The following is a 26,455-nucleotide window of genomic DNA, read 5'->3' on the forward strand; positions in this document are numbered from 1 at the left end:
CCTTTTGATCTTGGTAGGGAGACGGGGCGTACATACCCTGTTTTCCATCTAGGGAGGAGAACATTATGAAATCGACCGTGAAAGCCGCGCTTGCGGCTGCCGTGTCGCTGTGCGCCGTTCAGGCCGCACAGGCTGACACCCTGAAGATGGCCTTCATCGACCCGCTGTCGGGCGCCATGGCCTCTTCGGGTGAACCCGCCTATCAAAGCTTCGTTCTGGCCGCCGAACACATCAACGCCAATGGCGGTGTGAACGGCGACATGATCGAGATCCTGGGTCTGGACAACAAGATCAGCCCCAAGGAATCGCTGGTCCAGCTGCAAAAGGCCATCGACCAGGGCGCGCGCTACATCATTCAGGGCAACGGCTCGTCCGTGGCCTCGGCGATCATCGACGCGGTGAACAAGCATAACCGCCGCAACCCGGGCGAAGAGGTTGTATTCTTCAACTATGCGGCCGTGACGCCCGAGTTCACCAACGAGGCGTGCAGCTTCTGGCACTTCCGTTTCGATGCCCATACGGACATGAAGATGAACGGGATCACCGACTGGATCGCCTCGCATGAGGACATCAAGAAGGTCTACCTGATCGGCCAGGACTACGTGCACGGCGAAGCGGTGGCCCATGCCGCCGAGACCCAGCTGGCCGAGAAGCGCCCCGATATCGAGATCGTCGGCAACGAGCTGCACCCGCTGGCCAAGGTGAAGGATTTCACCCCCTACGTGCAGAAGATCATCTCGTCCGGCGCCGATGCGGTGATCACCGGCAACTGGGGTCAGGACATGACCCTACTGGTCAAGGCTGCCGCCGATGCGGGGCAGCAGATTCCATACCTGACTTTCTATGGCGGGTCGAACGGGGCCGTGGCGGCCCTGGGCGAAGGCTCTGTCGACACGCTGTACCAGGTGTCGGAACTGGCCGCGAACATGGAAGGCGTCTCTGCTGAACAGAATGCCCTGGTGGAAGAGTACAAGGAGCGGTTCCCGGACTACGACTATTACTACCACCGCGCCTTCGTGACCCTGGACATGTTCGACAAGGCGGCCGAGCAGGCCGGCAGCAACGATCCGCTGGACGTGGCCTATGCGCTGGAAGGGCTGTCGATCGACGGCGGCTACGGCACCGCGGTCATGCGCGCCGAGGATCACCAGCTGCAACAGCCGCTCTACATCACCACGGTGGCCCATGACGTGACCTACACGGTCGACAACACCGATCTGGGCTGGCGCCTGGTGGACGGCGGGGTGATCTCGGCCGAGGCGGCGGCGACGCCGACCACCTGTGAAATGGACCGGCCCGACTAAGCCTTTCCGCACTGAAACCGCGATGTCACGGGGGGGCGCCACCCGCCCGTGACATCCGCCATCCGCCGGGCCCTCGCCCGACGGGGTGGGGCAACACAGGACTTCTCTCATGGAAACTCTGGTCTTCGCGCTGCTCAACGGCGTGATCTACGGGCTTCTGCTCTTTATGCTGTCCAGCGGGCTGACGCTGATCTTCTCGATGATGGGCGTGCTGAACTTCGCCCATGCAAGCTTTTACATGCTGGGGGCCTACCTGGCCTTCACGATCACCGAGGGCACCTCGTTCTGGATCGCGCTGTTCCTGGCGCCGGTCCTGGTGGGCGGGATCGGCATGGTGGTCGAACGCTACGGCCTGCGAAAGGTCCATGCCCAGGGGCATGTGGCGGAACTCTTGTTCACCTTCGGTCTGGCCTATCTGATCGACGAGCTGGTGAAGATCTTCTGGGGGCGCACGGCGGTGAACTACCGCGTGCCCGAGATCCTGGATTTCCCGCTCTTCACCCTCTACGGGGCGCAATACCCGGCCTACCGGATCTTCATCCTGCTGGTCGCGGCCTTCATGCTGGTCTCGCTGTGGTATCTGCTGAAGAAAACCCGCGCAGGCCTGATCATCCAGGCGGCGCTGAGCCATCCGCACATGGTGGGCAGCCTGGGCCATAACGTGCCGCTGATCTTCATGTCCGTCTTCGGCGTCGGCTGTGCGCTGGCCGGTCTGGCGGGGGTCATCGGCGGCAACTACTTTGTCACCGACCCGGCCATGGCCGTGCAGATGGGCCCCATCGTCTTCGTCGTCGTGGTGGTCGGCGGCCTGGGCAGCCTGGAGGGCGCCTTTGTCGCCGCCATGCTGATTGGCCTGCTGCAAACCTCGGCCATTTCCATCAATGCCTCGCTGGCCGACATCTTCGGCTTCATCGGCCTGGGGGCCGAGACCGAACTGGGCGAGATCACCATCGCCTCCATGGCGCCAATGCTGCCCTTCCTGTTGCTGGTGCTGATCCTGATGATCCGGCCCCGCGGCCTTATGGGGGACCGTGAAGTATGACTGACATGACTGCATCCTATGCCGCGCTGGAACCGACCCGCGCCGAGAAGTTCCGCCAGCGCACCGTGCCGCTGATCCTGTTCGCCGTGGTGCTGCTGGTGATCCCGCTGTTCAACCCGTCGCGCAGCATGGTGACCCTTCTGAACCACATGGGGATCACGATCGTCTTCGCGCTGAGCTACAACATGCTGCTGGGTCGCGCGGGCCTGCTGTCCTTCGGCCACGCGGTCTACATGGGTCTGGGCGGCTATTTCGCCGTCCACGTGATGAACTGGATCGCCGATGGTTCGGGGGTCTGGGGCTCGGTCCCGATGTTCTCGATGCCCGCCTTCGGCTTTGGCGCGGGCGCCCTGGCGGGGGCCGTGATCGGCTGGCCGTCCTGCCGCCGCGCGGGTACGCCCTTTGCCATGATCTCGCTCGGCGTGGCCGAGCTGGTCGCCGCCGCGGGCTTCATGTTCGACAGCCTCTTCGGCGGCGAGATGGGCATCTCGGGCGACCGGATGAACGGGCCGGAACTGTTCGGCCTGTCGCTGGGCCCGGTGGACGAGGTCTATTGGTTCATCGCCTTCTGGACCTTCATCGGCGTGTTGGGCACCTATGCCTTCACCCGCACCCCTCTGGGCAAGCTGTCGGAGGCCACCCGCGACAACCCCGAACGGGTCGAGTTCGTGGGCTACAGCCCGCAGCGCGTGCGCTATCTGGTCTTCATCTTCGCGGGCGCCTTCGCGGGCATGGCGGGGGGCATGTCGGCCGTGCAGGACGAGATCTTCACCCCCGAGAACCTGTCGCTGATCCCTTCGGGCGCGATCCTGATCGCCACCTATGTGGGCGGGATCCGCTATTTCACCGGTCCGATCATGGGCGCCATCGTGATGACCTACATGGGCTCGAACCTTTCCGACTACACCGCCGGCTGGCTGCTGTACCTCGGGCTGATGTTCGTGCTGGTGGTGATGTTCCTGCCTGATGGCATCGCGGGCATCGTCTATGGCACCGCCGACACGATCCGCAAGGGCCGGGCGGGCGAGATGTGGCGCACCTGGGTGCTGCGTCTTGTGGGGCTGGCACTGGTCGCCGCCTCGATCATCACCATCGTCGAAGTGGCCTTCCGCTGGTCCGACGGCTACGGCGAGGTGTTCGAGCCCTTCGGCCTGCAACTGACGGTCGAGAACCCGCTGACCTGGGTATTGGGCGTGGTGCCGCTGGTGCTGGGCGTGATCGCCCTGATGCGCGCCGCGAAGGGAGAGAGCAAATGACCCTGGCACTGGAAATCAACGACCTGCGCAAGAACTTTGGCCCGGCTAAGATCATCCAGGGCGTGAACCTGAAGATCGAAAAGGGCGAACGCCATGCGATCATCGGCCCCAATGGGGCGGGCAAGTCGACGCTGTTCAACCTGATTTCGGGGCGGTTCTTCCCGACCTCGGGCGAGGTGAAGCTGAACGGCGAGCTGATCTCGGGCAAACGCCCGTTCGAGATCAACCGGATGGGGCTGTCGCGCTCTTTCCAGGTGTCGAACATCTTCACCAATATGTCGGTGCGCGAGAACGTGCGCTGTGGTGTGCTCTATTCCATGGGCTACGGCTACAGCTTCTGGCGCAATATCGGCAACCTGAAGGAGGTGTCCGAGAAGACGGCCCATATCCTTGAAGAGGTGGGGCTGATCGACAAGGCGAACCTGCCTGCCGCCTCGCTGCCCTATGCCGACCAGCGCACGCTGGAGATCGCGATCACCATCGCGGGCGGGGCGGATGTGATCCTGCTGGACGAACCGACCGCGGGGATGAGCCATTCGGAAACCGACCGCGCCGTGGCCCTGATCGAGAAGGCCAGCCAGGGCAAGACCCTGCTGATCGTCGAACATGACATGGGCGTGGTCTTCGGCATGGCCGACCGGATCTCGGTCCTGGTCTACGGCGAGATCATCGCCACCGGCACGCCGCAGGAGATCCGCGGCGACGAGAAGGTGCGCGAGGCCTATCTGGGCGAGGATGCCCATGTTCTGGAGGGGGTGGCATGAGCCTGGACGCGAAACCCGAACCGATGCTGCAACTGACGGATCTGCACGCCTATTACGGCAAGAGCCATGTGTTGAACGGCGTCAACATGGAGATCATGCCGGGCGAGGTGATCGCCCTCTTGGGCCGCAACGGCGTGGGTCGGTCGACCACCGCCAAGGCGATCATGGGCGAGGTGGCGCCTGTCGGCTCTGTCCGGTTCAAGGGGCAGGAGATCGGCGGCATGGCCAATCACCGCATCGCCCGCCTGGGCCTGGGCTATGTGCCGGAAAGCCGGGACATCTTCCCCACCATGACGGTGCGGCAGAACCTGATGCTGGGGATCAAGAACATGCGCCGCCCCGGCAAGTGGTCGATCGAGCAGATGCTGGAGATGTTCCCCAACCTGGGCCGCCGGGCGGATAACGCCGCAGGCGTGCTGTCGGGGGGCGAAAAGCAGATGCTGACCATGTGCCGGACCCTGATGGGCGATCCCGAGCTGATCATCATCGACGAGCCGACCGAGGGGTTGGCACCGCTGATCGTGCAACAGGTGGGCGAGATGATCGCCGAGATCGCCAAGGCGGGCGTGTCTATCCTGCTGGTGGAACAGAAGCTGTCCATCGCGCTGAAGATCGCCGACCGGGTCTATGTCATGGGCCATGGCGAGATCGTCTACGGCGGCACCCCCGCCGATTTCGCCACCCGCGACGACATCCGCAAGGAATGGCTGGAGGTGTGATCTGCCGGACCCGGGCTTTGCCCGGGCAAACCCTCCGGGGGAGGGTTTGGGCAGATCACGGGCGGAGCCCCTCCCGAACCGGGCTTTGCTCGGGCAAACCCTCCGGGGGAGGGTTTGGGCAGATCACGGGCGGAGCCCAGCCTGAGGCGATCACGGGTCAGCGCGAACCATGCCTCCCGATCTCAACGACCCGGCCCCGAAAGGGCCGGGTCTTCTCTTTGCAGCCGTTGAAAATCGGCCTGCGGCCGATGCCTTCGGCGAGGATATTTTTGGCAATGAGAAGAGGGGGCGGGGCGCCTTGAAGCCCCGGCGGCGGGCGGGGGCGGAGAGGTCCGCCAACCGGGCGGGGCTTGACCGGCAGGGCGGCGCCGAGGGCGACGAAGGCCCGGAGCTGATCTTTCCCTGATCCGCCGTCCGGGCCGTCAGTGCCCGCCGCCGGTCGAGAGCTTCATCAGCACCAGGCCCGACAGGATCAGAAGGGCGGCCAGAAGGCGCAGCGGCGTCAGCGCCTCGCCCATCCACAGCACCCCCACGGCAAAGGCCCCGAGGGCGCCGATGCCGGTCCAGACCGTATAGGCGGTGCCGAGCGGCAGGCTGCGCATGGCCAGGGCCAGCAGGCCGAAACTGGCGGTCATGGTGACAAGGGTGAGGACGCTGGGCCAGAGCAGGGTGAACCCGGCGGATGTCTTCATCGAGGTGGCCCAGACGATTTCCAGGCAGCCGGCAAGGGTGAGATAGAGCCAGGGCATGACCTGACCTCCTGTGAAGGGGCCGGGCCGTCCCGGGGTGAACACCTGGCGCCGGGTCGTCCCGCCGCGCCCTTGGCCTAGCAACGGGGGGCGGCCCGGTCAATCATCGCCCCATGGCGGCAGGCCATGGCGGCCGTGCAAAGGGGGCGCCCCGCGGGACGCCCCCTTCTTCTTGTCGGGCCCGTGTCGGCCCATGGTGACAGGTCCTGGCCCGCGAGATCAGGCGTTCTCGCGCAGCTCGGGGTGTTTGTAGTCGCCCAGTTGCTGGCGCAGGGTCAGTTTCGACACCTTGCCGGTGGCGGTCATCGGCAGGCTGTCCAGCCAGATGATATCGTCGGGCATCTGCCATTTGGCGAAATGCTCTTGCAGATAGGCGTGCAGGTCCTCGGCCGTGGGGCGCGCCTCGCCCGACGGGACGGCGATCAGCACCGGGCGTTCGTCCCAGCGGGGATGCGGCACGCCGATGGCGGCGCATTGGGCGATGGCCGGATGGGCCGTGGCGGCATTTTCCAGGTCGATCGAGGAAATCCATTCGCCGCCCGACTTGATCAGATCCTTCGCCCGGTCCTGGATCGACAGGAAGCCGTCGGGGTCGACCGTGGCCACGTCGCCGGTGGCGAACCAGCCGTCGGCGTCATGGCTGTCGGCCGAGGCCTCGGGGTTGCGGAAATAGCCCGCGACCACGGCATTGCCGCGCACGTAAAGCTCGCCCACGGCCTTGCCGTCCTGGGGCAACACCTTGCCGTCCTCGTCGACGATCTTCAGGTCGACGCCGAAACAGCGGCGGCCCTGCTTGGTCTTGGCGTCGATGCGTTCCTCGAAGGGCAGCTCTTCCATCCAGGCGGGCAGGCAGCCGTGGGTGCCAATGGGCGACATCTCGGTCATGCCCCAGGCATGGCCCACCTTGACGTCGCGGGTCTCGAAGGCCTCGATCATGCTGCGCGGCGCCGCCGAGCCACCGATGACCACGTCGCCGAAGCCCTGCGGGATGCGGCCCTGGGCCTCGATCTCGGCCAGAAGGCCCATCCAGACGGTGGGCACGCCCCAGGCGGAATAGACCTTTTCCTGGTCCATCAGCTTGAACAGGTTCGGCCCGTCCAGCGCCGGCCCCGGCATCACCAGCGAGGCCCCGACCATGGGCGCGGCAAAGGGCAGGCCCCAGGCGTTGACGTGGAACAGGGGCACCACGGGCAGGATCGGCTTGCCCTCTTCGAAACTGCGCTTCTGGCTGACCATCAGGGTGAAGGCGTGCAGCACCGAAGAGCGGTTGGAGTAAAGCGCGCCCTTCGGATTGCCGGTGGTGCCGGAGGTATAGCACAGCCCGCAGGCGGTGTTCTCGTCCAGCTCGGGCCAGGCGATCACGGTGTCTTCGCCCTCCAGCAGCTCTTCGTAGCACAGCGCCTCGAAGGGGGCGTCGGGCATATGCGCCCGGTCGGTCATGATCACATAGGTCAGGTCGTCGGGCAGGTGATCCTTCACCGCCGCGATCACCGGCACGAAGGTGGTGTCGAGGAACAGGATGCGGTCCTCGGCATGGTTGACGATATAGATCAGCTGTTCCGCCGAGAGGCGCGGGTTGATCGTGTGGCAGACCGCGCCGATGCCGCCGATGGCATAGTAGAGTTCGAAATGCCGGTAGCCGTTCCAGGCCAGGGTCGCCACGCGGTCGCCGATCTGGATGCCGCGGCGGCGCAGGGCATGGGCCAGCTGGGCGATGCGGGCGCCAGCCTCGGGGTAGGTGTAGGAATGGATGTCGCCCTCGGTCCGGGCCGAGGTGATGCCGGCCTTGCGGTGCGCGTTCATCGCATATTCGAGAATGTTCGACACCAGCAGCGGCCGGTGCATCATCATGCCTTCCATGGCGGGGTTCCTCCCTGAACTCTGGGGTCTAATGTATCCTTCGACCGGGCCACCCCCAAGAGGCGACGCAGCGTCTGCGGAATATTTTTCCGCCGAAATTCCGCGCGGCGGAAAAGAGGGCGGCATTGCTGCGGCGCGGCGTGGAAAATCGGTGCATTTCCGCGCATTCCGTAGCGTTTTCAATGCCATATCCGCGATCTGGGCCTAATCTGTCGGCGAAGGGGGCCGCCTGGCGCGGCCCCGGCGAATCGCAAGGGAGGAGCGACGTGAAAGCCATCGTCTGTCATGAATTCGGACCGCTGGAAGATCTGGCCTGGGAAGAGGTTGCCGACCCGGTGCCGGGGCCCGGAGAGGTGCTGATCCGCACCGAGGCCGCGGGGGTCAACTACCCCGACGGGCTGCTGGTGCAGGGGCTTTACCAGGTGAAACCCGACCGTCCCTTCTCTCCGGGGATGGAGGTCGCGGGCGAGATCGAAAGCGTCGGCGCAGGTGTCACCGGCCTGGCGCCGGGCGACCGGGTGCTGGCGGCGGTGCAGATGGGCGGCTACGCGGAAAAGGCGGTCTGCCCGGCGGCGCGCTGTCTGCCGCTGCCCGAGGGGATGGACGCGGCCGAGGCCTGCGCCCTGCTGGTGGCCTATGGCACCTCGCATCACGCGCTGAAACAGCGCGGGGCGCTGGCGGCGGGCGAATGGCTGCTGGTCTTCGGCGCGGCGGGGGCAACCGGCATTGCGGCGGTCCAGATCGGCAAGGTCATGGGCGCGCGGGTGATCGCCGTCTGCTCGACCGAGGAAAAGCGGGCCATCGCGCTGGAGAACGGCGCCGATCACGCCATCGGCTATGACGATCTGAAGGCCGAGGTGAAGGCCCTGACCGACGGGCGCGGGGTCGATGTGGTCTATGACCCGGTGGGCGGGGCGGCCTTCGACGCCGCGACGCGGCTTATGGCGCGGAACGGGCGGCTGCTGGTCATCGGTTTTGCCAGCGGCGAGATCCCGAAGTTCCCGGTGAACCTGGCCCTGGTGAAGGAATTTGCCGTGGTCGGCGTCTTCTGGGGCAACTGGACCCGTGCCGAGCCGGAGGCCTACCGCGCCAATATGGTGGAACTGCTGGATTGGTACGCGACGGGCCAGGTGAAGCCGCTGATCGAGGGCCGCTATCCGATGCAGAGCGCGCCCGAGGTGCTGACCCGGGTGCTGGGCCGCGGCGCCACGGGCAAGATCGCGCTGGTGCCCTGACGGGCGCCTGCGGGTATCGGCCTTGCGGCCGATGCCTCCGGCGGGAGTATTTTTGGCCATCGAATAGGGAAAGAGAGGCGCGCCCGGTGGTGGCGGGCTTCTTCTATTCGATGGCTGGAAATACTCCGGGGGAGGCCGCCGCAGGCGGGCGGGGGCAGCGCCCCCCTGCGATCGGGGGCGAAGGGGCGCGAGGTCGCAAAGGGGGCCGTCGGCCCCCCGCCGCCCCTTTGGGGCGTCTCCCCCCGAGAGTATTTCTGGCTATCGGATAAGAGCAGGGTCGCGCGGAACGCGCGCTTGGAAAACAATCGCGAGACGCTGCTTGGAAAACAGTCGCGGAACGCGCCCCTGGGGCCGGGCGTGGCGCGCTCAGTACCCCGTGCGGCTGACCATGCGCGACAGGTCGACCAGTTTCGGGCCCAACTCGTGTTCCAGCCGGTCGCGGGTCAGCGAGAAGGCATAGCCGCCCAGGTTGAAGGCCAGCATCGGCGTGTCGGGCTGGGGCGAGCGGTAGGGGACAGAGACCGCGTGCACGTCGCGCTGCCAGTCGCCGAAATTGGCGTAAAAGCCCTTGCGGGCGATCTGTTCCTGGGCGTCCTCGATGCCGCGCAGCACCTCGGTCAGCTGTTCGCCCTCATAGCGGGCGCGGATGCGATCCAGGATCTCGGCCCGTTCGGCCTCATGGGTGCCCGCGATATAGGCCCGGCCCATGGCCGAGCGCGCCAGCGAGATGCGCGAGCCGACGTTCAGTTGCAGCGAGATCACCCCTTCGGAGCGCGCCGCGGCGATATAGGTGACCGCCATGTCGTCGCGCCCGCCGAGCGCCACCAGCACCCCGTCGCCGCAGTCGTCGGCCAGTTTCTGCATGTAGACCTGGGCCGTTTCCCGCACCTGCATCCCCGCCAGGCAGGCATAGCCCAGCGACAGCACCGGCAGGCCCATGCGGTAGCGGCCCGTGCCCTCGTCATAGACCAGGTAGCCGGATTTCAGCAGGGTGAAGGTCAGTCGCGAGACGGTCGAGTTCGGCAGGCCGGTGCGTTCGGCCAGTTCCGAATTGCCCAGGCCCGCCTTGTCTGCCGGGCGGAAGGCCTTGAGGATTTCCAGCCCCCGGTACAGCGCGGTGACGAACTGGCGGTCGCCATCGCCCTTTTCAACCTCGGTTCCCGTCTCGCTTACCCGTTTCCGCATGTACTCTTTCCCCGATGCGCGTCTCGACGCAGCTACAAAGCGGCGGGCAGGGGGTCAAGGCGCCCTGCCTGCCGTATGGTCATGTGACCGGCGCGCTGTCCCGGCGCGCCTCTTTTTCCGCCAGTTCCCGCCACAGCACCTTGCCCGAGGCGGATTTCGGCAGGTTGTCCACGAAATCTACTGATTTCGGGCATTTATAGGCCGCCATCTGGGCCCGGCACCAGTCGATCACCTGCGCCTCAGTCAGGCCTTCGGCCCCTGCGCGCGGCACGGCGACGGCCTTTACCGTTTCGCCCCGGCGCGGGTCCGGCGCGCCGATGATGCAGACCTCGGCCAGATCCGGGTGGGCGTGCATCATCGCCTCGACCTCGGCCGGCCAGACCTTGAAGCCCGAGGCGTTGATCATCCGTTTCACCCGGTCGACCATGAAGAAATAGCCTTCCTCGTCATGATACCCCAGATCGCCGGTGCGGAAGAACCTTTTGCCGTCGCGCGTGAGAAAGGCCGCCGCGGTCTCTTCGGGGCGGTTCCAGTAGCCCTGGAAGACCTGCGGCGCATGGGTGATGATCTCGCCGGTTTCGCCGGGGGGCAGCTCCTCCAGCGTTTCGGGGTCGATGACACGGCTGTCGACGCCCATCACCGGGATGCCCAGGCATTGCCGTTTCGGCCGGTGGGTGGGGTTGATGTGGGTGCCGGCCATGGTTTCCGACAACCCGTAGCCTTCGATATAGTCGAGCCCCGTCAGCCCGTGCAGCTTGGCCGCCACCGCCTCGGGCATGGCGGCCCCGCCGCCGCCGATGCCGCGCAGCGAGCTGAGGTCGTAATCCGACAGGTTCGGCACCTGCAACAGGTCAATCGCCATGGTGGCGATGTTGCGCCAGCGGGTCACCCGGTGCCGGTCGATCAGCGCGCAGGCCGCCGCCCGGTCCCAGCGGGACATCAGCACGATTTCCTGGCCCATCAGGATGGGAATGGACATGCCGTTCTGCATCCCCGTCACATGGAACAGGGGCAGGGTGGTCAGATGCACCTCGTCCTCACCCTCGGACGGATTCCAGGCGGCGCCGCCGTGGATCGTGGCCTGGACCGAGGCGTGGGTATGCACGCAGCCCTTGGGGTGGCCGGTGGTGCCCGAGGAATAGGGGATCACTGCCAGATCCTGGGCCCCGGCGGTGATCGGCCCGGGGGCGTGACCGGCGGCCAGCGCCGCGCGGAAGGGCAGGGTGCCGGGGCCGCGGGCGCCCGCGTCACTGTGCCCGCGCAGGGTGTCGTGCAGGGGGATGTCATGGTCGGGGTCGGCCATGTCCGCATAGGCGGCGGCCAGGATGTGATCCAAGAGGCCTGCCTCGGCCAGGGGCTGAATATGGGGCAGAAGTTCGGTGCCGCAGATCGCCACCCGGGCGCCAGTGTCGCGGGCCAGATGTTCCAGCTCGGCCAGGCGATTCATCGGGTTCACCGGGATCACGGCGGCATCGGCGCGCAGGATGGCGTAATAGGCGATGACGTATTGCGGCGCGTTCTGCATGTAGAGCAAGACGCGATCTCCCTTCGCCACCCCATGGGCCTGAAGCCAGCCCGCCAGGCGCTGCACGGCATCGTTCAGCTCGGCATAACTCAGCCGGTGGCCATGATAGCTCAGCGCGGTCTGATCCGGCACCCGGGCGGCGGAGCGTTCCAGGTTCAGGGCCACCGACTCCTGCGGCAGGGGGAAATCCATCGGCAGGCCCGGGGGCCAGTGGGCATGGTGGCGCGTCGTCATACCTTCATCCCCGGCAGGTTCAGCGAGGCGGTATTGCCGCCATCCACCGGCAGGGCCTGGCCGGTGACGAAAGAGGCGTCGTCGGAGGCGAGGAAGGCGATGGCCGCCGCGATTTCCGAGGGCTGGCCATAGCGGCGCAGCTCGGCGCGCGCGCCCAGCTTTTCCTCTTTCCCCGCCGAGCGGGCATAGTCGAAGACCGGCGCGGTCATGCCGGTCTCGATCAGCCCGGGGCAGACGGCGTTCACCCGCACCCCGTACTGGCCCAGATCGCAGGCCGAGGTCATGGTCAGCGAGATCACCCCGGCCTTAGAGGCGGAATAGGCATTGCCCCCCGCGCCGGACCGGATGCCCGCCACCGAGGCGGTGTTGACCACCGCGCCCGCGCGCTGCGCCACCATCACCTGTCCTACGTGTTTCAGCATAAGGGCGGCCCCGATCAGGTTGACCCCCAGGGTGCGTTCCCAGGTGGCCTTGTCGGTCTCGGTGATCGGCGAGCGGTCGCAGATGATGCCCGCGTTATTGGCCAGGGCGTCGATGCGGCCGAACTGGGCCACCGCATAGGCCACGGCCTCGGCCACCTGGGCCTCGTCCGAGACATCGCAGGCGCGGGTCAGGTGGTCGCCCGCAGGCGCAGCCTCGGCCAGGGCCTCGGCGTTGCGGTCCAAGAGCAGGACGCGGGCGCCCTCTTCGGCCAGGCGCGCGGCGGTGGCGCGCCCGATGCCCGAGGCGGCGCCGGTGACGATGGCATATTTGCCTTCAAAGCGGGTGATCGCGGCCATGGCTCAGACCTCCTCTGCGGTTTTCACCGCGTCCCAGTAGGGCACGCGCAGCTCTCGTTTCAGGATCTTGCCGATCTCGGAGCGGGGCAGATGGTCGCGGAACTCGACCTGGGAAATGCGTTGCAGCTTGCCCAGCCGGGCGTTGGCCCAGGTGCGGATCTCTTCCGGGTCGGGGCTGCCTTCGGGCACCACCAGGGCCAGGGGCGTCTCGCCCCAGTCCTCGGAGGGCACGGCGATCACCGCCACATCGGCCACCGCCGGGTGATGGCGCAAGACGGCCTCCAGATCGGCGGCATAGACGTTGAAGCCGCCGGAAATGATCATGTCCTTGCGGCGGTCCATCAGGTGCAGGAAGCCGTCCTCGTCGATCCGGCCCATGTCGCCGGTGCGGATGAAATCGTTGCCTGCCGCGTCGCGCCACAGCAGTTCGGCGGTCTTGTCGGGCAGGTTCAGATAGCCCGGCGTCATCGAGCCCGACCGGCCCACGATCTCGCCGAAATCGCCGGGGGGCAGTTCGCGGCCCTCTTCGTCGATGATCTTGACCTCGTTGCCCTCGGGCACAATGCCGGCGGTGTCCCATTTGTCGGGGTGCGCGGCGCAATCCAGCACCGTGGTCACGCCGCCCTCGGTCATGCCGTAGAACTCCACCAGGTTGCCGGGCCAGCGGGTCATCACCTGCTTGATCAGGATCCCGGGCAGCGGGGCCGAGGTCGAGAATTTGCACTGGAAGGCCGACAGGTCGAACTCGTCGAAACGCGGTTCCTTCATCAGGCGCATGTATTGCACCGGGACCAGCATGGCATGGGTGGCGCGGTGGCGCGCCGCCAGCTCCAGGAAGCCCAGGGTGTCGAATTTCTTCATCGACACCACCTGGCCGCCGCCGATCAGCCCCGATAGCGCGGCCACCAGGGTGGTGTTGGAATACAGCGGGGTCGACATGATCTGCACCGCGTCCGGGTCGAGGCCGAAGACGGTGAACCGCCCGAACTGGCGCGAGCGGAAGCGGTGTTCGTGCTGGATGCCCTTGGGGGTGCCGGTGGTGCCCGAGGAATAGATGATGTCGAACAGGTCGTCCGGGGTCACGTCGCGGGGCGCGGCCTCGGGGCCCTCGGCCCAGGCGGCCAGATCCTCCAGCGCCACGACCTCGGCGCCCAGGGTGGCGGCCCGGTCGGCCTGGGGGGCCGAGGCAAAGAGCAGCTCGGCGTCGCAATCGGCGCGCATCTTCACCAGGGCCTCGTCCGAGGCCGAGAAGGGCAGCGGCACCATGCAGGCCCCCGCCGACAGCACGCCCGCGTAGACCGCCAGATGGGCGGCCGAGTTTTCCGACAGCGAGGCGACGCGGTGGCCCGGGCCGATGCCGCGTTCGGCCAGCCGTCCGGCGACACGCGCCACCAGGGCGGCGAATTCGGCCCAGCTCAGCGTGCCGGTCTCGTCGGTCACCGCCGGACGCTCGCCCAGACGGGCGGCATTGGCGGCCAGCGTCTGGCCGAAGTTCACGAATATTTCGTCCGGAACCTGCGCCGCGCGCAGCCGGACCTCTGTCATGTTGGTCATGATGGACCCCTCCTCCCCAGGAGTTCTCCTCTGGTCCGGGAAGACTGGCACGGGGGCGGCGAGCGCGTCAATATCCCGCAGATCGGAAAATCATTCCGCAACTTGACGGGCGGTCCCCCGCCGGGCATCAAGATGGGCAAGAGTGGAGGAGACCCAGATGTACGACCATTTCCCGATATCCGATCGGGCGAAAGAGCTGCGCGAAAAGCTTATCGCCTTCATGGACGAGCATATCTTTCCGGCCGAGGCGACCTATGCCGCCCAGGTGGCCGAAGGCGACCGCTGGCAGCCGGTGCCGATCATGGAAGAGCTGAAGGAGAAGGCCCGCGCGGCGGGGCTGTGGAACATGTTCCTGCCCCATTCCAAGCCGGGCTACGAGGGGATGGGCCTGACCAATGTGGAATATGGCACCCTGTGCGAGCTGATGGGCCGCTCGGCCATCGGGTCGGAACCCTTCAACTGCTCGGCGCCCGATACCGGCAACATGGAAACGATCTTTGCCTATGGCACCGATGCGCATCGCGAAAAGTGGCTGAAGCCGCTGATGGCGGGCGAGATCCGCTCTTGCTTTTCGATGACCGAACCGGCGGTGGCCAGTTCCGACGCCACCAACATTGAAACCCGGATCGAGCGCGACGGCGATCACTACGTGATCAACGGGCGCAAGTGGTGGTCCTCGGGCGGCAACGATCCGCGCTGCAAGATCGCCATCGTCATGGGCAAGACCGATCCCACGGCCGAGAAGCACCGCCAGCAAAGCATGATCCTGGTGCCGCTGGACACCCCCGGCGTGACCGTGGTGCGCCCGCTGGAGGTGATCGGCTATGACCACGCGCCCCATGGCCACGCCGAGATCCTCTACGAAAACGTCCGTGTGCCGGTCGAGAATATCCTGCTGGGCGAGGGCCGCGGCTTCGAGATCGCCCAGGGCCGCCTTGGACCGGGCCGCATCCACCATTGCATGCGCTCGATCGGCCAGGCGGAACGGGCCTTGCAGGCGATCTGCGAACGCGGCATGGCGCGCACCGCCTTTGGCAAGCCGATTGCCGAGATGGGGGTCACCAAGCACTGGATCGCCGAAAGCCGCTGCGAGATCGAACAGGCCCGCCTGCTGACCCTGCACGCGGCCTATATGATGGACACCGTGGGCAACAAGGCGGCCCGCAAGGAGATCGCCATGATCAAGGTCGTGGGCGCCAACATGGTGCAGCGCGTCGTTGACCGTGCCATCCAGGTGCACGGGGCGCAGGGCGTCTGCCAGGACACCTTCCTGGCCGCGGCCTTTGCCAATGCCCGCACCATGCGCCTGGTCGACGGCCCCGACGAGGTGCACCGCGAGACCATCGCCAAGCTGGAACTGAAACAGTACCGCAACTGAAGCCTAGGGGGCTGCCCCCGTCGCGCAGGGCGCGACACGTAGAGGAAGGCGGGGGGCTCTGGCCCCCCGTCGCCTTTGGCGACACGTAGAAGGAAGCGGGGGGCTCTGCCCCCCGTCGCCGTTCCGGCGACTCCCCCCGGGATATTTTTGGCAATGAGAAGAGAGGGGCGGGGCACGTCGGAGGGGACTGGCGCGCCCGGGTGAGTCCCGGGGCAGGGGCCTCTTGCCAAAGTCGGGGGCACTGCCCGGATGTCCGGCCCTGCGGAGGGGGCGTTAGCGTTCTCATCGGCCAGGGGCCGCGAAAAGCCGTTTTGCCGCTGGCGGAGTTGTGGAATAACGCGGGCGAAGCCCAAGGAGTTTTCCATGCCCGCCATTGATCCCGCCCGTCTTCCCGCCGATCTGGTTCCCGTCCTCGACGCGCTTTGCGCCACCGGCGCCGCCGTGGCCCGCATCGTGGCGCGCGGCCCCCTGGGGCAGGCCCTGGGCGCGGGCGTGGGCGAGAACAGCGATGGCGACCAGCAAAAGGCGCTGGATGTGCTGGCCGACGAGATGTTCGAGGCCGCCCTGCGTCAGGCAGGTGTGCGCTTTTACGCCTCGGAAGAGCAGGAAGAGGTGCTGGATCTGGTGCCCGGCGGCAAGTACGCCGTGGCGGCCGATCCGCTGGATGGCTCGTCGAATATCGACGTGAACGTCACCATCGGCACGATCTTCTCGATCTTCGAGGCGAAGGACGGGGCCAATGAGAGCTTCCTGCGCCCGGCGTCGGAGCAGGTGGCGGCGGGCTACATCGCCTATGGGCCGCAATGCCTGCTGGCGCTGACCTGGGGCGAGGGCACGCTGCTCTATGTGCTGGACCCCGAGACCGGCAGTTTCGCCCTGGCCGAGGAGAAGATGGCCCTGCCCGAGGCGGCGAAGGAATTCTCCATCAACTCCTCCAACCGCCGCCACTGGACCGCGCCGGTGCTGGCCTATGTGGAGGAGAACGAGGCGGGCAAGACCGGGCCCAAGGGCAAGGACATGAATTTCCGCTGGGTCGGCAGCCTGGTGGCGGAGACCCACCGCATCCTGACCCGGGGCGGCACCTTCCTCTACCCCTCCGACGCGCGGCCCAAGTACGAGAACGGGCGGCTGCGCATGGTCTATGAGGTGGCGCCCATGGCCTTCCTCGTGGAACAGGCAGGCGGCCAGGCCACCGACGGCGTCCGCCCGATCCTGTCGCTGAGCGCCGAGGCGCTGCACGAACGCCGCCCCTTCGTCTTCGGCTCCAGGGAAGAGGTGGCGCGGATCGCCGAGCTGCACGGCTGATCCCGGACCGGTGGATTTCATCCACCCTACGGCGGGGCGCGGCCTCGGTCGCCCCGCCCTTCTTCCATTCGACGGCTGAAAATACTCCGGGGGAGTCGCTCCGGCACGGAGCGGCGGGGGCGGGGCCCCCTCCCTTATGGATTTCTCGCTCCCGGCGCCGGTGCTTCCAATACCCCGCCGCTGCCGCTATATGCGCAGCGAAACCACTGGAGGCCGCCCATGTCCTTTGATCGCAACCTGAAGATCGCCCCGTCGATCCTGTCCGCCGATTTCGCCAATTTCGGCGCCGAGATCGAGGCGGTGGAGGCGCAGGGCGCCGACTGGATCCATGTGGATGTGATGGACGGGCATTTCGTGCCCAACCTGACCTTCGGCCCGCCGCTGGTAAAGGCGATCCGCAAGCATATCCACACGGTGATGGACGTGCACCTGATGATCGCGCCGGTCGACCCCTATATCGACGCCTTTGTCGATGCGGGCGCCGATGTGCTGACGGCCCATCTGGAAGCGGGGCCGCATATTCACCGCACCCTGCAGGCGATCCGTGCGGCGGGCGTCAAGGCCGGGCTGGCGCTGAACCCCGGCACGCCGATCGAGGCGGTCGAGTACCTGATCGACATGGTCGACCTGATTTGCGTGATGACCGTGAACCCCGGCTTCGGCGGGCAGAAGTTCATCCATAGCCAGATCGCCAAGGTCGAGAAGCTGCGCGCCATGATCGGCGACCGCCCGGTGCATATCGAGATCGACGGCGGCATCACGCCGGAGACCGCGCCGCTGATGCGGGCGGCGGGCGCGGATGTGCTGGTGGCGGGCTCTGCGGTCTTCAAGGGCGGCTCGGTCGCCAATCCGGCGCCCTATGGCGAGAACATCCGGGCGATCCGCACCAGCTGCGATACGCTGGTCTGAGAGGGCCGCGACGGAGACCATAAGGGCGCCCGCGAGGCGCCCTTTGCCTATGGGAGAGCGGCGATGGACTTCCTGATCGAGGGCGAGGGGCCGACCCTGCTGCTGGCCCACGGGGCCGGGGCCGCGATGGATACGCCCTGGATGACCGCGCTGAGCGCCATGCTGGCGGGCCACGGGCTGCGCGTGGTGCGGTTCGAATTCGCCTATATGGCCGGGCGCCGCACCGGCGGGGCGAAACGCCCGCCGCCTAGGGTCGAGGCCCTGGCCGAGGAATACCGCGCCGCCATTGCCGCCCTGGCCGCCGAGGGGCCGCTCTTCATCGGCGGGAAAAGCATGGGGGGCCGCGTCGCCAGCCTGATCGCCGACAGCGCGGGCGTGGCGGGTCTGGTCTGCCTGGGCTATCCCTTCCACCCCCAGGGCCAGCCCGAGAAACTGCGCACCGCGCATCTGGCCGGGCTGCAAACGCCCACCCTGATCTGTCAGGGCACCCGCGACCCCTTCGGCACGGCAGCAGAGGTGGCGGGCTATGCCCTCTCCGACGCCATAGAGCTGCACTGGCTCGCGGACGGCGATCACGACCTGAAGCCGCGCAAGCGCGAAACGGGCCGGACGCTCGACGATCACCTGGCCGAGACCGCGCAGGTGGTGGCGGGCTGGATCAAGCGCCGCGCCACCTGAGGGCGCCGCGTCGCGGCTTTGCACAGCGCCTGTGCGATGCCCCACGGTGGCGCGCCGCGCCCTGCTGCCCTACCTTCCCGCCAATGGCCCCGGCGACAGGCGCGGGGGCGGTCTGGCACGGAGGCGCCCCATGGAGGTTGGTCTTTACACATTCGGCGATGTCGGCCGGAACCCGGTCACCGGCGAAGAGGTGGATGCCCCCACCCGGTTGACCCGCCTGCTGGAAGAGATCCGGCTGGCGGATGAGGTCGGCCTCGATGTCTTCGGCCTGGGCGAGCATCACCGCCCGAACTACGCCATCTCCAGCCCGGCCACGGTGCTGGCCGCCGCCGCCGCCCAGACCCGCAACATTCGCCTCAGCAGCGCGGTGACCGTGCTCAGCTCCGAGGATCCGATCCGCGTCTACCAGCAATTCGCCACCATCGACGGGCTGTCAGGCGGCCGGGCCGAGATCATGGCCGGGCGCGGCAGCTTCATCGAAAGCTTCCCTCTCTTCGGCTATGACCTGCGCGACTACGACGCGCTTTTCGAGGAAAAGCTGGCCATGCTGATGGCCCTGAACGAGGGCGAGACCCTGACCTGGCCGGGCACGACCCACACCCAGGCGGTCAATGGCGAGGGGATCTATCCCCGTCCTGTCAACGGGCGCCTGCCGATCTGGATCGCCGCCGGGGGCACGCCGCAATCCATGGTGCGCGCGGGCGGCTATGGCGCGCCGCTGGCCCTGGCGATCATCGGCGGCCAACCGCGCCGCTTCGCGCCCCTGGCCGATCTCTACCGCCGCGCCGCCGCCCAGGCGGGCCATGCGGACAAGGCGCGGGTGTCGCTGAACGTGCATGGTTTCGTCCATGACGACAGCCAGCGCGCCGCCGACCTCTTCTTCCCGGCGCAGAAAGAGGTGATGGATCAGATCGGCCGCGAACGCGGCGGGCCGCCGCAAAGCCGGGCCCAGTTCGACGCCTCGATCACCCCCGAGGGGGCGAATTTCGTCGGCAGCCCGGCGCAGATCGTCGACAAGATCCTGGGGCTGAAAGAGGATCTGGGCTTTGACCGGGTGACCCTGCAAATGGCCATCGGGGTGATCGACCACGCCGAGATGCTGAAGGCGATCGAGACCGTGGGCACCAAGGTGGCCCCCGAGCTGCGCAGGGCGGGCTGAGGCCACAGCGAGGGCGCGCCCTATCAGGCCGGGCGCCGCGCCCCTGCTTCTATTCGATGGCTGGAAATACTCCGGGGGTCCGGGGGCTGGCCCCCGGCCTGCGCTCAGTCGCCGGGCGCCGCCTCGGCCACTTGCAAGGGAAAGTCGAGGGTGATCGTCGTCCCCTCGGGCCCCGAGGCCAGGGCGAAGGTGCCGCCCAGCTGACGCGCCGAGGCCTCGATCACCTGCATTCCCAGCCCCTGTTTCGCGGTCACCCCCTCGGGCAGGCCGACGCCGTTGTCGGCCAGGGTCAGGGTGCAGCGCCCCTCTACCGGCGGATCCACCCGACAGCTGATCTGGCCCGCGCGGCCATCGGGGAAGGCGTGCTTGATGGCGTTCGAGGCAAACTCGTTCAGGATCACCCCCAGGGCGGCGGCAACGCTGGGATCCAGGGCGGCCTCGGGCCATTCCGAGGCGCTTAGCGCGATCTGCGGCGGGGCGGACTGGCCGATCAGCTTGCAGACCGAGGGGCCGAAGCGGGCCAGCGAGATCGTCTCGGCCTGGTCGGCGCGGTAAAGCTGTTCGTGCAGCGCCGCCACCGTCTCGATCCGTCGGCCGACCTGAAGCAGGGCCAGGCGGGTGTCCTCGTTCTCGGTGCTGCGGGCCTGCATCCGGGTCAGGGCCGAGACCGATTGCAACGAGTTCTTCACCCGGTGATCCACCTCGCGACGCATCAGCTTGGCCTGGGACAGGGCGCGTTTCAGCTCCATCTGGGCGATGACCTGGGCCGCCAGAACGCGCAGCGCATCCCGTTGCAGCGCTGTCAACTGGCCGGGGCGGCGGTCCAGCACGCAGAGCGTGCCCAGGGGCGCCCCCTCGCTGCTGCGCAGCACCACCCCGGCGTAAAAGCGCAGCCGGTCCGGCCCGGTGACCAGCGGATTGTCGGCGGTGCGCGGATCCTGCCGGCAGTCGCGAATCTCCAGCAGGTCGTCATCCTCTTGCAGGATGGCATGGGCGCAGATCGATTGGTCGCGCGGCGTGCCGGGCAGGTCGAGGCCATGGCGCGCCTTGAACCATTGCCGGTCGGCATCCACCAGGCTGATCACCGCCACCGGCGTGTCGCACAACGCCGCGGCCAGCTTGACCACATCATCGAAGGGCGCCTCGGGATCCGTGTCGAGGATTTCGAAGGCGTGCAGGATCGCCAGGCGGCGCGCTTCGTCTGGATGCAGGGCGGGGGTCATCGTCGGGTCCCTTGATTGGGCGGGCAATTGTGCCGACCCGAGCAATACCCCGCAAAGGCGTCCTTGCAAAATAATTTGTCACGTTCCGGGTGTTTTCCCTGCGGCAGCCTGTCCTGAAAAGTTAAGTGTATACAGGTGGTTGCGTATGGTGCCGCCGTCGCCCGCCGCCGATCACAGGCCCGGACCGGCCAGGCGGCGGATCAGCCCGGCGGCGCTGCGCACCCCGTATTTCTTCAGCAGACGGGCGCGCACATCCTCGACCGTGCGTGGCGACAGGTGCAGGACGCGGGCGATCTCTTTCGAGGTCTCGCCGCGTTCTAGCCCGGCCACCACATCGCGTTCGCGCGGCGTCAGGCGGCTGTCCTCGGTCCGCAAAAGCGGCGCGAAACTCATCACCACCTGGCTCAGCGGTGCTTCGGGGGTCAGGGTGCGGGCCCGGAAACGCACCCAGAAGGCGCCGGTTTCGGGGTGCCGCATCATCCGTTCGTCGGAATAGACGCCGCTGCCCGACAGGGCCGAAAGGCCGATGTCGCGGATCGTCTCGAATTCCTGATCCGAAGAGTAGAGGACGCGAAAACTCTGCCCCACCAGTGTGTTACGGCTGCGCCCCACCATCTGGGCAAAGGGCAGGTTGCAGGCGCGGATCACCCTGTTCTCGGCCAGGACCAGGCCCATGGGGGCGTGATCCCAGGCCAGGCGTTCCATGGCATCAAGAGGGGGCTGAAGCATCTGTTATATTATCTCACACCGTGGTTCTACGGTATTGAGACCGTAGCCCGTCCCGGCAAAACCTGCCAGTCATGACCACAGCCCAAACGACCCCGCCCGAACTGAAGACGCGCCTGCACGAGGCGATCCTGGCTCGCCGTGACGAGCTGATCGCGTTGACCCAGGATCTGATCCGTATTCCCACCTTGAACCCGCCGGGCGAGAATTACCGCGAGATCTGCGAATACCTGGACCGCCGTCTGCGCGGCAAGGGGTTCGAAACCCAACTGGTGCGCGCCCTGGGCGCCGTGGGCGACAGCGACAAATATCCGCGTTGGAACATCGTGGCCCGCAAGGAGGGCGCGCGCTCGGGCGACTGCGTGCATTTCAACAGCCATATCGACGTGGTCGACGTGGGCCGGGGCTGGACCACCGACCCCTTCGGCGGCGAGCTGAAGGACGGCAAGATCTACGGCCGGGGCGCCTGCGACATGAAGGGGGGCCTGGCGGCCTCGATCATCGCGGCCGAGGCCTTTATCGCCACCTGTCCCGATTTCAGCGGCGCCATCGAGATCTCGGGCACGGCGGATGAGGAATCGGGCGGTTTCGGCGGTGTGGCCTACCTGGCCGAGCAGGGGTTCTACGCCAAGGTTGATCACGTCATCATCCCCGAGCCGCTGAACAAGGACCGGATCTGCCTGGGCCACCGCGGCGTCTGGTGGGCCGAGATCGAGACCCACGGCGAGATCGCCCATGGCTCGATGCCCTTCCTGGGCGACTGCGCCGTGCGCCACATGGGCGCGGTGCTGCACGAGATGGAAGAAAGCCTCTTTCCCGCCCTGGCGGCGAAACGTACCGACATGCCGGTGGTGCCCGAGGGCGCCAAGCAATCCACGCTGAACATCAACTCGCTGCATGGCGGTCAGGCCGAGATCCCGCGCGACGTGAACGCGCTGCCCAGCCCTTGCGTCCCCGACAGCGCACGCATGGTGATCGACCGCCGTTTCCTGATCGAGGAAGACATCGAGGATGTGATCGGCGAGATGCAGAAGGTGCTGGACAAGGTCTCGTCCGAGCGCCCCAGCTTTAGCTACCAGATGCGCGAGATGATGCGCGTGCTGCCCACCATGACCGAGCGCGACGCGCCGGTGGTGCAATCGGTCAGCCGTGCCATCCAGGACACGATGGGCGCCGCGCCGCAGTACGTGGTCAGCCCCGGCACCTACGACCAGAAACATATCGACCGCATCGGGCGGCTGAAGAACTGCATCGCCTACGGCCCCGGCATCCTGGATCTGGCGCACAAGCCCGACGAATACGTCGGTGTTGACGACATGATGCAGTCGGCCGAGGTCATGGCGCTGTCCCTGGCCGACCTGCTGACCGGCTGAGCGGGTGAGCGCGGCGCGGCATATCCGGCCCCGGCGGCGGGCCTCAGCCCGTCGGCTGTGTGCCCGTGCCCGCTCCTGCGCGCGTGCCCGTTTCCGTGCCCTCGCCCGAGACCGGGATATTGTCGATCAGCCGCACATCGCCCAGCCAGACGGCGGCGAAAAGGCGCGTGTCGCCCGTGGCGTGGTCGCGGGCCTCCAGCGTGGCGGCCTCGCGCAGCTCCAGATAGTCGATGTCGCCGAAACCGGCGGTGGCCAGGCGTGCCCGGGCATCGGGCAGCAGCGCCGAGAGGGCCGCGCCCTGGCGCAGGGCCGCCGCCATGTCGCGCATCACCATGCCCAGCCTCGGCGCAATCGCCCGGGCCTGGGCATCCAGCCGCAGATTGCGCGAGGACATGGCCAGCCCGTCCTCTTCGCGCACCGTGGGGCAGCCGACCACCTCGATCTCAAGGTCCAGATCGCGGGCCATGCGGCGCACCACCTGCAATTGCTGCCAGTCCTTGCGCCCGAAATAGGCCCGGTCCGCCTGGGTCTGGGTAAACAGCTTCACCACCACGGTGGCCATGCCGTCGAAATGCCCGGGCCGATGCGCGCCGCACAGGACATCCGTCAGCCCCGCGACCTGAACCGAGGTGGCGAAGCCCGGCGGATAGACCTGCTCGCCATCGGGGACGTAGATCACGTCGACGCCCAGCGGGGCGAGCTTTTCGGCATCCTCGAATTCCGTGCGCGGGTAGTTGGCCAGGTCCTCGGGGTTGTTGAACTGGCGCGGGTTGACGAAGATCGTCACGATCACCCGGTCGCACTCCGCCCGGGCCGCGCGCACCAGCGACAGGTGCCCCTCGTGCAGGGCGCCCATGGTCGGCACGACGCCCACCACCTCGCCGCAGCGGCGCCAGTCGCGGGTCAGGGCGCGCAGCTCCGGCAGGGTGCGCAGGATCTTTCCGGCGCCGGTCTCGGCGGGCCTGGCGCCCGCCTCTTCGGCAAAGGCGTGCTCTGGGCCGGGGAAGCGCCGCGCGCGGACCTCTTCGGCATAGGCGGCGATGGCGGCCTCGGCCTGACGGCCCAGGCGGGCGTAGCGCTTGACGAACTTCGGCTTGAAGGCGGTGAAGAGGCCCAGCATGTCGTCGACCACCAGGATCTGCCCGTCGCAGCCCGCGCCGGCGCCAATGCCGATGGTGGGAATGGCCAGGTCGGCGGTGATGCGATCGGCCAGCGCTGCGGGGACCTTTTCCAGCACCACGGCAAAGGCGCCGGCCTCGGCCACCGCCCGGGCATCGGCCAGAAGCGCCTCGCCCGCCGCCGCGCCGCGGCCCTGCACCTTGTAGCCGCCCAGGGTGTTGATCGCCTGGGGCGTCAGCCCGACATGGGCCATCACCGGAATGCCGCGCGCCACCAGAAAGGCGATGGTCGGCGCCATCTCGACGCCACCCTCCAGCTTCACCGCCGCCGCGCCGGTCTCGGCCATCAGCCGCGCGGCATTGCGAAAGGCCTGGGCGGGGCCTTCCTCGTAGCTGCCGAAGGGCATGTCGAGGACCATCATGGCGCGGCTCAGCCCCCGCGCCACGGCCTGGCCGTGCAGCACCATCATCTCCATCGTCACCGGCAGGGTGGATGGCAGCCCGTGCTGCACCATGCCCAGGCTGTCGCCCACCAGGACGAAATCGCAGACCTCATCCATCAGCGCCGCCATCGGCGTGGTATAGGCGGTCAGGGACACGATGGGCCGGTCGCCCTTCAGGGCACGGATGTCATCGGGAAGGGGGGCGGTCCTGCGGGCCGTCGCGCTCATGCTTTGCTCCTCCAACAGCAATCAGGCGCCCGCCGAGTAACAATATTGCGCAACGGGGTCCATAGACTACAGGAACCGTAAAGGCTTGACCCCGCTTCGGTGCGGGTCAAGCATGTGCAGACAATAGGGAAGGGCGCCGGGAACAGGCCCCGCAGAAACAGGAGTGGATCCCATGACCAACACGTTGAGAACCGCGGTAAAAACCGCGGCAGCGGCCAGCGTGATCGCGCTGGCGGCCGGGGCCGGAACGGCCATGGCCCAGGACAGCCTGACGCTGGGCCTGCAACTGGAACCGCCGCATATGGACCCGACCTCGGCTGCCGCGGGCGCCATCGACCAGGTGGTCTATGCCAACGTCTTCGAAGGGCTGACCCGCTTCGGCTCCGACGGGTCTGTGAACCCCGGTCTGGCGACCAGCTGGGACATTTCCGAGGACGGTCTGACCTACACCTTCCACCTGGTGGAAGGCGCCAAGTTCCATGACGGCACCGATTTCGAGGCCACCGACGTGGTCTTCTCGCTGGACCGTGCCCGCGCCGAAGACAGCGTGAACGCGCAGAAATCCCTCTTTGCGGGCATCGAAAGCGTCGAGGCGCTGGATCCGGCCACCGTGCAGGTGACCCTCTCGGCCCCCGATGGGCTGTTCCTGTTCAAGATGGCCTGGGGGGACGCCGTGATCGTGGCGCCCGAGTCGATCGAGACCATCGCCACCAACCCGGTGGGCACCGGTGCCTTCACCTTCGGCAACTGGGTGCAGGGCGATTCGATCACCCTTCAGAAGAACGCCGACTACTGGGGCGAACCGGCCCTGCTGGACAGCGCCACCTTCAAATTCATCTCGGACCCGACCGCGGCCTTCGCGGCGATGATGGCCGGTGACGTCGATGTCTTCGTGGCCTTCCCCGCGCCGGAGAACCTGCCGCAGTTCGACGCCGACCCGCGCTATAACGTCCTGGTGGGCAACACCGAGGGCGAGACCATCGTGGCGATGAACAACGCCCGCCCGCCCTTCGACAACAAGCTGGTGCGCGAGGCGGTGGCCCATGCCATCAACCGCCAGGACATCATCGACGGCGCCATGTTCGGCTATGGCACGCCCATTGGCACCTTCTTTGCCCCGCACAACCCCGACTACGTCGACCTGACGGACCTCAGCGGCTATGACCCCGAAAAGGCCAAGGCGCTGCTGGAAGAGGCCGGGGTCACCCTGCCGCTGAAGGTCAAGATGACCCTGCCGCCGCCCTCCTACGCCCGGCGTGGCGGCGAGATCGTGGCCGCACAGCTGCGCGCCGTGGGCATCGAGCCCGAGATCGAGAATGTCGAATGGGCCCAGTGGCTGGAAAACACCTTCCGCAACGCCCATGACTACGACCTGACGATCATCAGCCACACCGAGCCGATGGACATCAGCAGCCTGGCCAACCCCGACTACTACACCGGCTACGACAACCCGGCCTTCGCCGAGGTGATCGAGAAGGTCGGCGTGGAAAGCGACCCGGCCGTGCGCTCGGAGCTGCTGAAAGAGGCGCAGACCATGCTGGCCGAGGACTATGTCGCGGGCTTCCTCTTCGAACTGCCGCTGCACACGGTTGCCAAGACCGGCGTCGAGGGCCTTTGGGTCAACATGCCCACCCAGGCCACGGATCTGACCGCCGTGCATTGGGCCAAATGAACTGGGCCAAGTGATCACCGGGGGGCCGTTTCCGGCG

At 67.3% G+C, this 26,455-nt stretch carries 22 protein-coding genes and 1 pseudogene; 13 read left to right on the forward strand and 10 right to left on the reverse strand.

Going from position 1 to position 26,455, the window contains the following annotated elements; all coding sequences use genetic code 11:
• Positions 1–65: 65 nt before the first annotated feature.
• From ACRARE_RS18305 to ACRARE_RS18325, 5 genes are all read left to right on the forward strand, one after another.
• Entirely contained in the window at positions 66–1,304 is a 1,239-nt protein-coding gene (locus ACRARE_RS18305; protein ID WP_432657908.1) for a branched-chain amino acid ABC transporter substrate-binding protein, read from the forward strand.
• A gap of 109 nt (positions 1,305–1,413) precedes the next feature.
• Positions 1,414–2,346, forward strand: a complete 933-nt coding sequence (locus ACRARE_RS18310) for a branched-chain amino acid ABC transporter permease (RefSeq protein ID WP_432657909.1) — start codon at positions 1,414–1,416, stop codon at positions 2,344–2,346.
• A 5-nt stretch (positions 2,347–2,351) separates the two neighbouring features.
• Entirely contained in the window at positions 2,352–3,602 is a 1,251-nt protein-coding gene (locus ACRARE_RS18315) for a branched-chain amino acid ABC transporter permease (RefSeq protein WP_432657910.1), read from the forward strand.
• A complete protein-coding gene (locus ACRARE_RS18320; RefSeq protein WP_432657911.1) occupies positions 3,599–4,366 on the forward strand; it encodes an ABC transporter ATP-binding protein in 768 nt (255 codons plus the stop codon). Before ACRARE_RS18315 ends, ACRARE_RS18320 begins: the two co-directional genes overlap by 4 nt.
• A complete protein-coding gene (locus ACRARE_RS18325) occupies positions 4,363–5,085 on the forward strand; it encodes an ABC transporter ATP-binding protein (protein WP_432657912.1) in 723 nt (240 codons plus the stop codon). The genes ACRARE_RS18320 and ACRARE_RS18325 overlap by 4 nt, the downstream gene beginning before the upstream one ends.
• A 422-nt stretch (positions 5,086–5,507) precedes the next feature.
• Here ACRARE_RS18325 and ACRARE_RS18330 read toward each other — a convergent pair whose 3' ends face one another.
• Complete coding sequence (locus ACRARE_RS18330) at positions 5,508–5,834, reverse strand: DMT family transporter (protein ID WP_432657913.1); 327 nt, start codon at positions 5,832–5,834, stop codon at positions 5,508–5,510.
• A 219-nt stretch (positions 5,835–6,053) separates the two neighbouring features.
• Positions 6,054–7,694, reverse strand: coding sequence for a long-chain fatty acid--CoA ligase (locus tag ACRARE_RS18335; protein ID WP_432657914.1), 1,641 nt, complete (start codon positions 7,692–7,694; stop codon positions 6,054–6,056).
• Between the two features lie 266 nt (positions 7,695–7,960).
• Here ACRARE_RS18335 and ACRARE_RS18340 point away from each other — a divergent pair, with 266 nt between their 5' ends.
• Positions 7,961–8,929, forward strand: coding sequence for an NADPH:quinone oxidoreductase family protein (locus ACRARE_RS18340; RefSeq protein WP_432657915.1), 969 nt, complete (start codon positions 7,961–7,963; stop codon positions 8,927–8,929).
• Positions 8,930–9,295: 366 nt separating this feature from the next.
• Here the strand turns inward: ACRARE_RS18340 and ACRARE_RS18345 are convergent, their stop codons facing one another.
• The 4 genes from ACRARE_RS18345 to ACRARE_RS18360 all read right to left on the reverse strand — a co-directional run bounded on the left by ACRARE_RS18345 (position 9,296) and on the right by ACRARE_RS18360 (position 14,206).
• On the reverse strand, positions 9,296–10,114 hold the full coding sequence (locus tag ACRARE_RS18345) for an IclR family transcriptional regulator (protein ID WP_432657916.1): 819 nt from the start codon (positions 10,112–10,114) through the stop codon (positions 9,296–9,298).
• A 79-nt stretch (positions 10,115–10,193) separates the two neighbouring features.
• Positions 10,194–11,873 (reverse strand): long-chain-fatty-acid--CoA ligase, encoded by a 1,680-nt coding sequence (locus ACRARE_RS18350; RefSeq protein WP_432657917.1) that lies wholly within the window; start codon positions 11,871–11,873, stop codon positions 10,194–10,196.
• Positions 11,870–12,652: an SDR family NAD(P)-dependent oxidoreductase gene (locus ACRARE_RS18355; protein ID WP_432657918.1), complete on the reverse strand. Its 783-nt coding sequence runs from the start codon at positions 12,650–12,652 to the stop codon at positions 11,870–11,872. Before ACRARE_RS18355 ends, ACRARE_RS18350 begins: the two co-directional genes overlap by 4 nt.
• Positions 12,653–12,655: 3 nt before the next feature.
• On the reverse strand, positions 12,656–14,206 hold the full coding sequence (locus tag ACRARE_RS18360; protein ID WP_432657919.1) for a class I adenylate-forming enzyme family protein: 1,551 nt from the start codon (positions 14,204–14,206) through the stop codon (positions 12,656–12,658).
• A gap of 157 nt (positions 14,207–14,363) precedes the next feature.
• On the opposite strand from ACRARE_RS18360, the gene ACRARE_RS18365 reads away from it, so the two are divergent.
• The 5 genes from ACRARE_RS18365 (at position 14,364) to ACRARE_RS18385 (ending at position 19,635) form a co-directional block, all read left to right on the forward strand.
• Positions 14,364–15,584, forward strand: a complete 1,221-nt coding sequence (locus tag ACRARE_RS18365) for an acyl-CoA dehydrogenase family protein (protein WP_432657920.1) — start codon at positions 14,364–14,366, stop codon at positions 15,582–15,584.
• Positions 15,585–15,947: 363 nt separating this feature from the next.
• Positions 15,948–16,889, forward strand: coding sequence for a class 1 fructose-bisphosphatase (locus tag ACRARE_RS18370; protein WP_432657921.1), 942 nt, complete (start codon positions 15,948–15,950; stop codon positions 16,887–16,889).
• A 219-nt stretch (positions 16,890–17,108) separates the two neighbouring features.
• Positions 17,109–17,798: a ribulose-phosphate 3-epimerase gene (gene rpe, locus ACRARE_RS18375; protein ID WP_432657922.1), complete on the forward strand. Its 690-nt coding sequence runs from the start codon at positions 17,109–17,111 to the stop codon at positions 17,796–17,798.
• 63 nt (positions 17,799–17,861) lie between these two features.
• Positions 17,862–18,476, forward strand: a complete 615-nt coding sequence (locus ACRARE_RS18380; RefSeq protein WP_432657923.1) for an alpha/beta family hydrolase — start codon at positions 17,862–17,864, stop codon at positions 18,474–18,476.
• A 130-nt stretch (positions 18,477–18,606) separates the two neighbouring features.
• The gene (locus ACRARE_RS18385; protein ID WP_432657924.1) at positions 18,607–19,635 is read left to right on the forward strand and encodes an LLM class flavin-dependent oxidoreductase; all 1,029 of its coding nucleotides are present in this window, start codon (positions 18,607–18,609) and stop codon (positions 19,633–19,635) included.
• A gap of 104 nt (positions 19,636–19,739) precedes the next feature.
• On the opposite strand, the gene ACRARE_RS18390 is transcribed toward ACRARE_RS18385, so the two are convergent.
• Positions 19,740–20,858 carry a sensor histidine kinase gene (locus ACRARE_RS18390; protein WP_432657925.1) on the reverse strand — a complete coding sequence of 373 codons (1,119 nt, stop codon included), beginning with the start codon at positions 20,856–20,858 and terminating at the stop codon, positions 19,740–19,742.
• A 171-nt stretch (positions 20,859–21,029) separates the two neighbouring features.
• Positions 21,030–21,587 carry a helix-turn-helix transcriptional regulator gene (locus tag ACRARE_RS18395; RefSeq protein WP_432657926.1) on the reverse strand — a complete coding sequence of 186 codons (558 nt, stop codon included), beginning with the start codon at positions 21,585–21,587 and terminating at the stop codon, positions 21,030–21,032.
• A gap of 71 nt (positions 21,588–21,658) precedes the next feature.
• On the opposite strand from ACRARE_RS18395, the gene ACRARE_RS18400 reads away from it, so the two are divergent.
• On the forward strand, positions 21,659–22,957 hold the full coding sequence (locus ACRARE_RS18400; protein ID WP_432657927.1) for an acetylornithine deacetylase/succinyl-diaminopimelate desuccinylase family protein: 1,299 nt from the start codon (positions 21,659–21,661) through the stop codon (positions 22,955–22,957).
• A 43-nt stretch (positions 22,958–23,000) separates the two neighbouring features.
• On the opposite strand, the gene panC is transcribed toward ACRARE_RS18400, so the two are convergent.
• Both panC and panB read right to left on the reverse strand, forming a co-directional pair.
• Positions 23,001–23,894, reverse strand: coding sequence for a pantoate--beta-alanine ligase (panC, locus tag ACRARE_RS18405; protein WP_432658060.1), 894 nt, complete (start codon positions 23,892–23,894; stop codon positions 23,001–23,003).
• Positions 23,895–23,918: 24 nt separating this feature from the next.
• A pseudogene (gene panB, locus ACRARE_RS18410) lies at positions 23,919–24,746 on the reverse strand (3-methyl-2-oxobutanoate hydroxymethyltransferase); the annotation flags it as partial.
• A 172-nt stretch (positions 24,747–24,918) separates the two neighbouring features.
• Between panB and ACRARE_RS18415 the strand changes: the two are divergent.
• A complete protein-coding gene (locus ACRARE_RS18415; RefSeq protein ID WP_432657928.1) occupies positions 24,919–26,418 on the forward strand; it encodes an ABC transporter substrate-binding protein in 1,500 nt (499 codons plus the stop codon).
• The last annotated feature ends 37 nt before the right edge of the window (positions 26,419–26,455 follow it).

It is taken from the genome of Pseudooceanicola aquaeponti (assembly GCF_050897975.1).
GTDB lineage: Bacteria > Pseudomonadota > Alphaproteobacteria > Rhodobacterales > Rhodobacteraceae > Pseudooceanicola.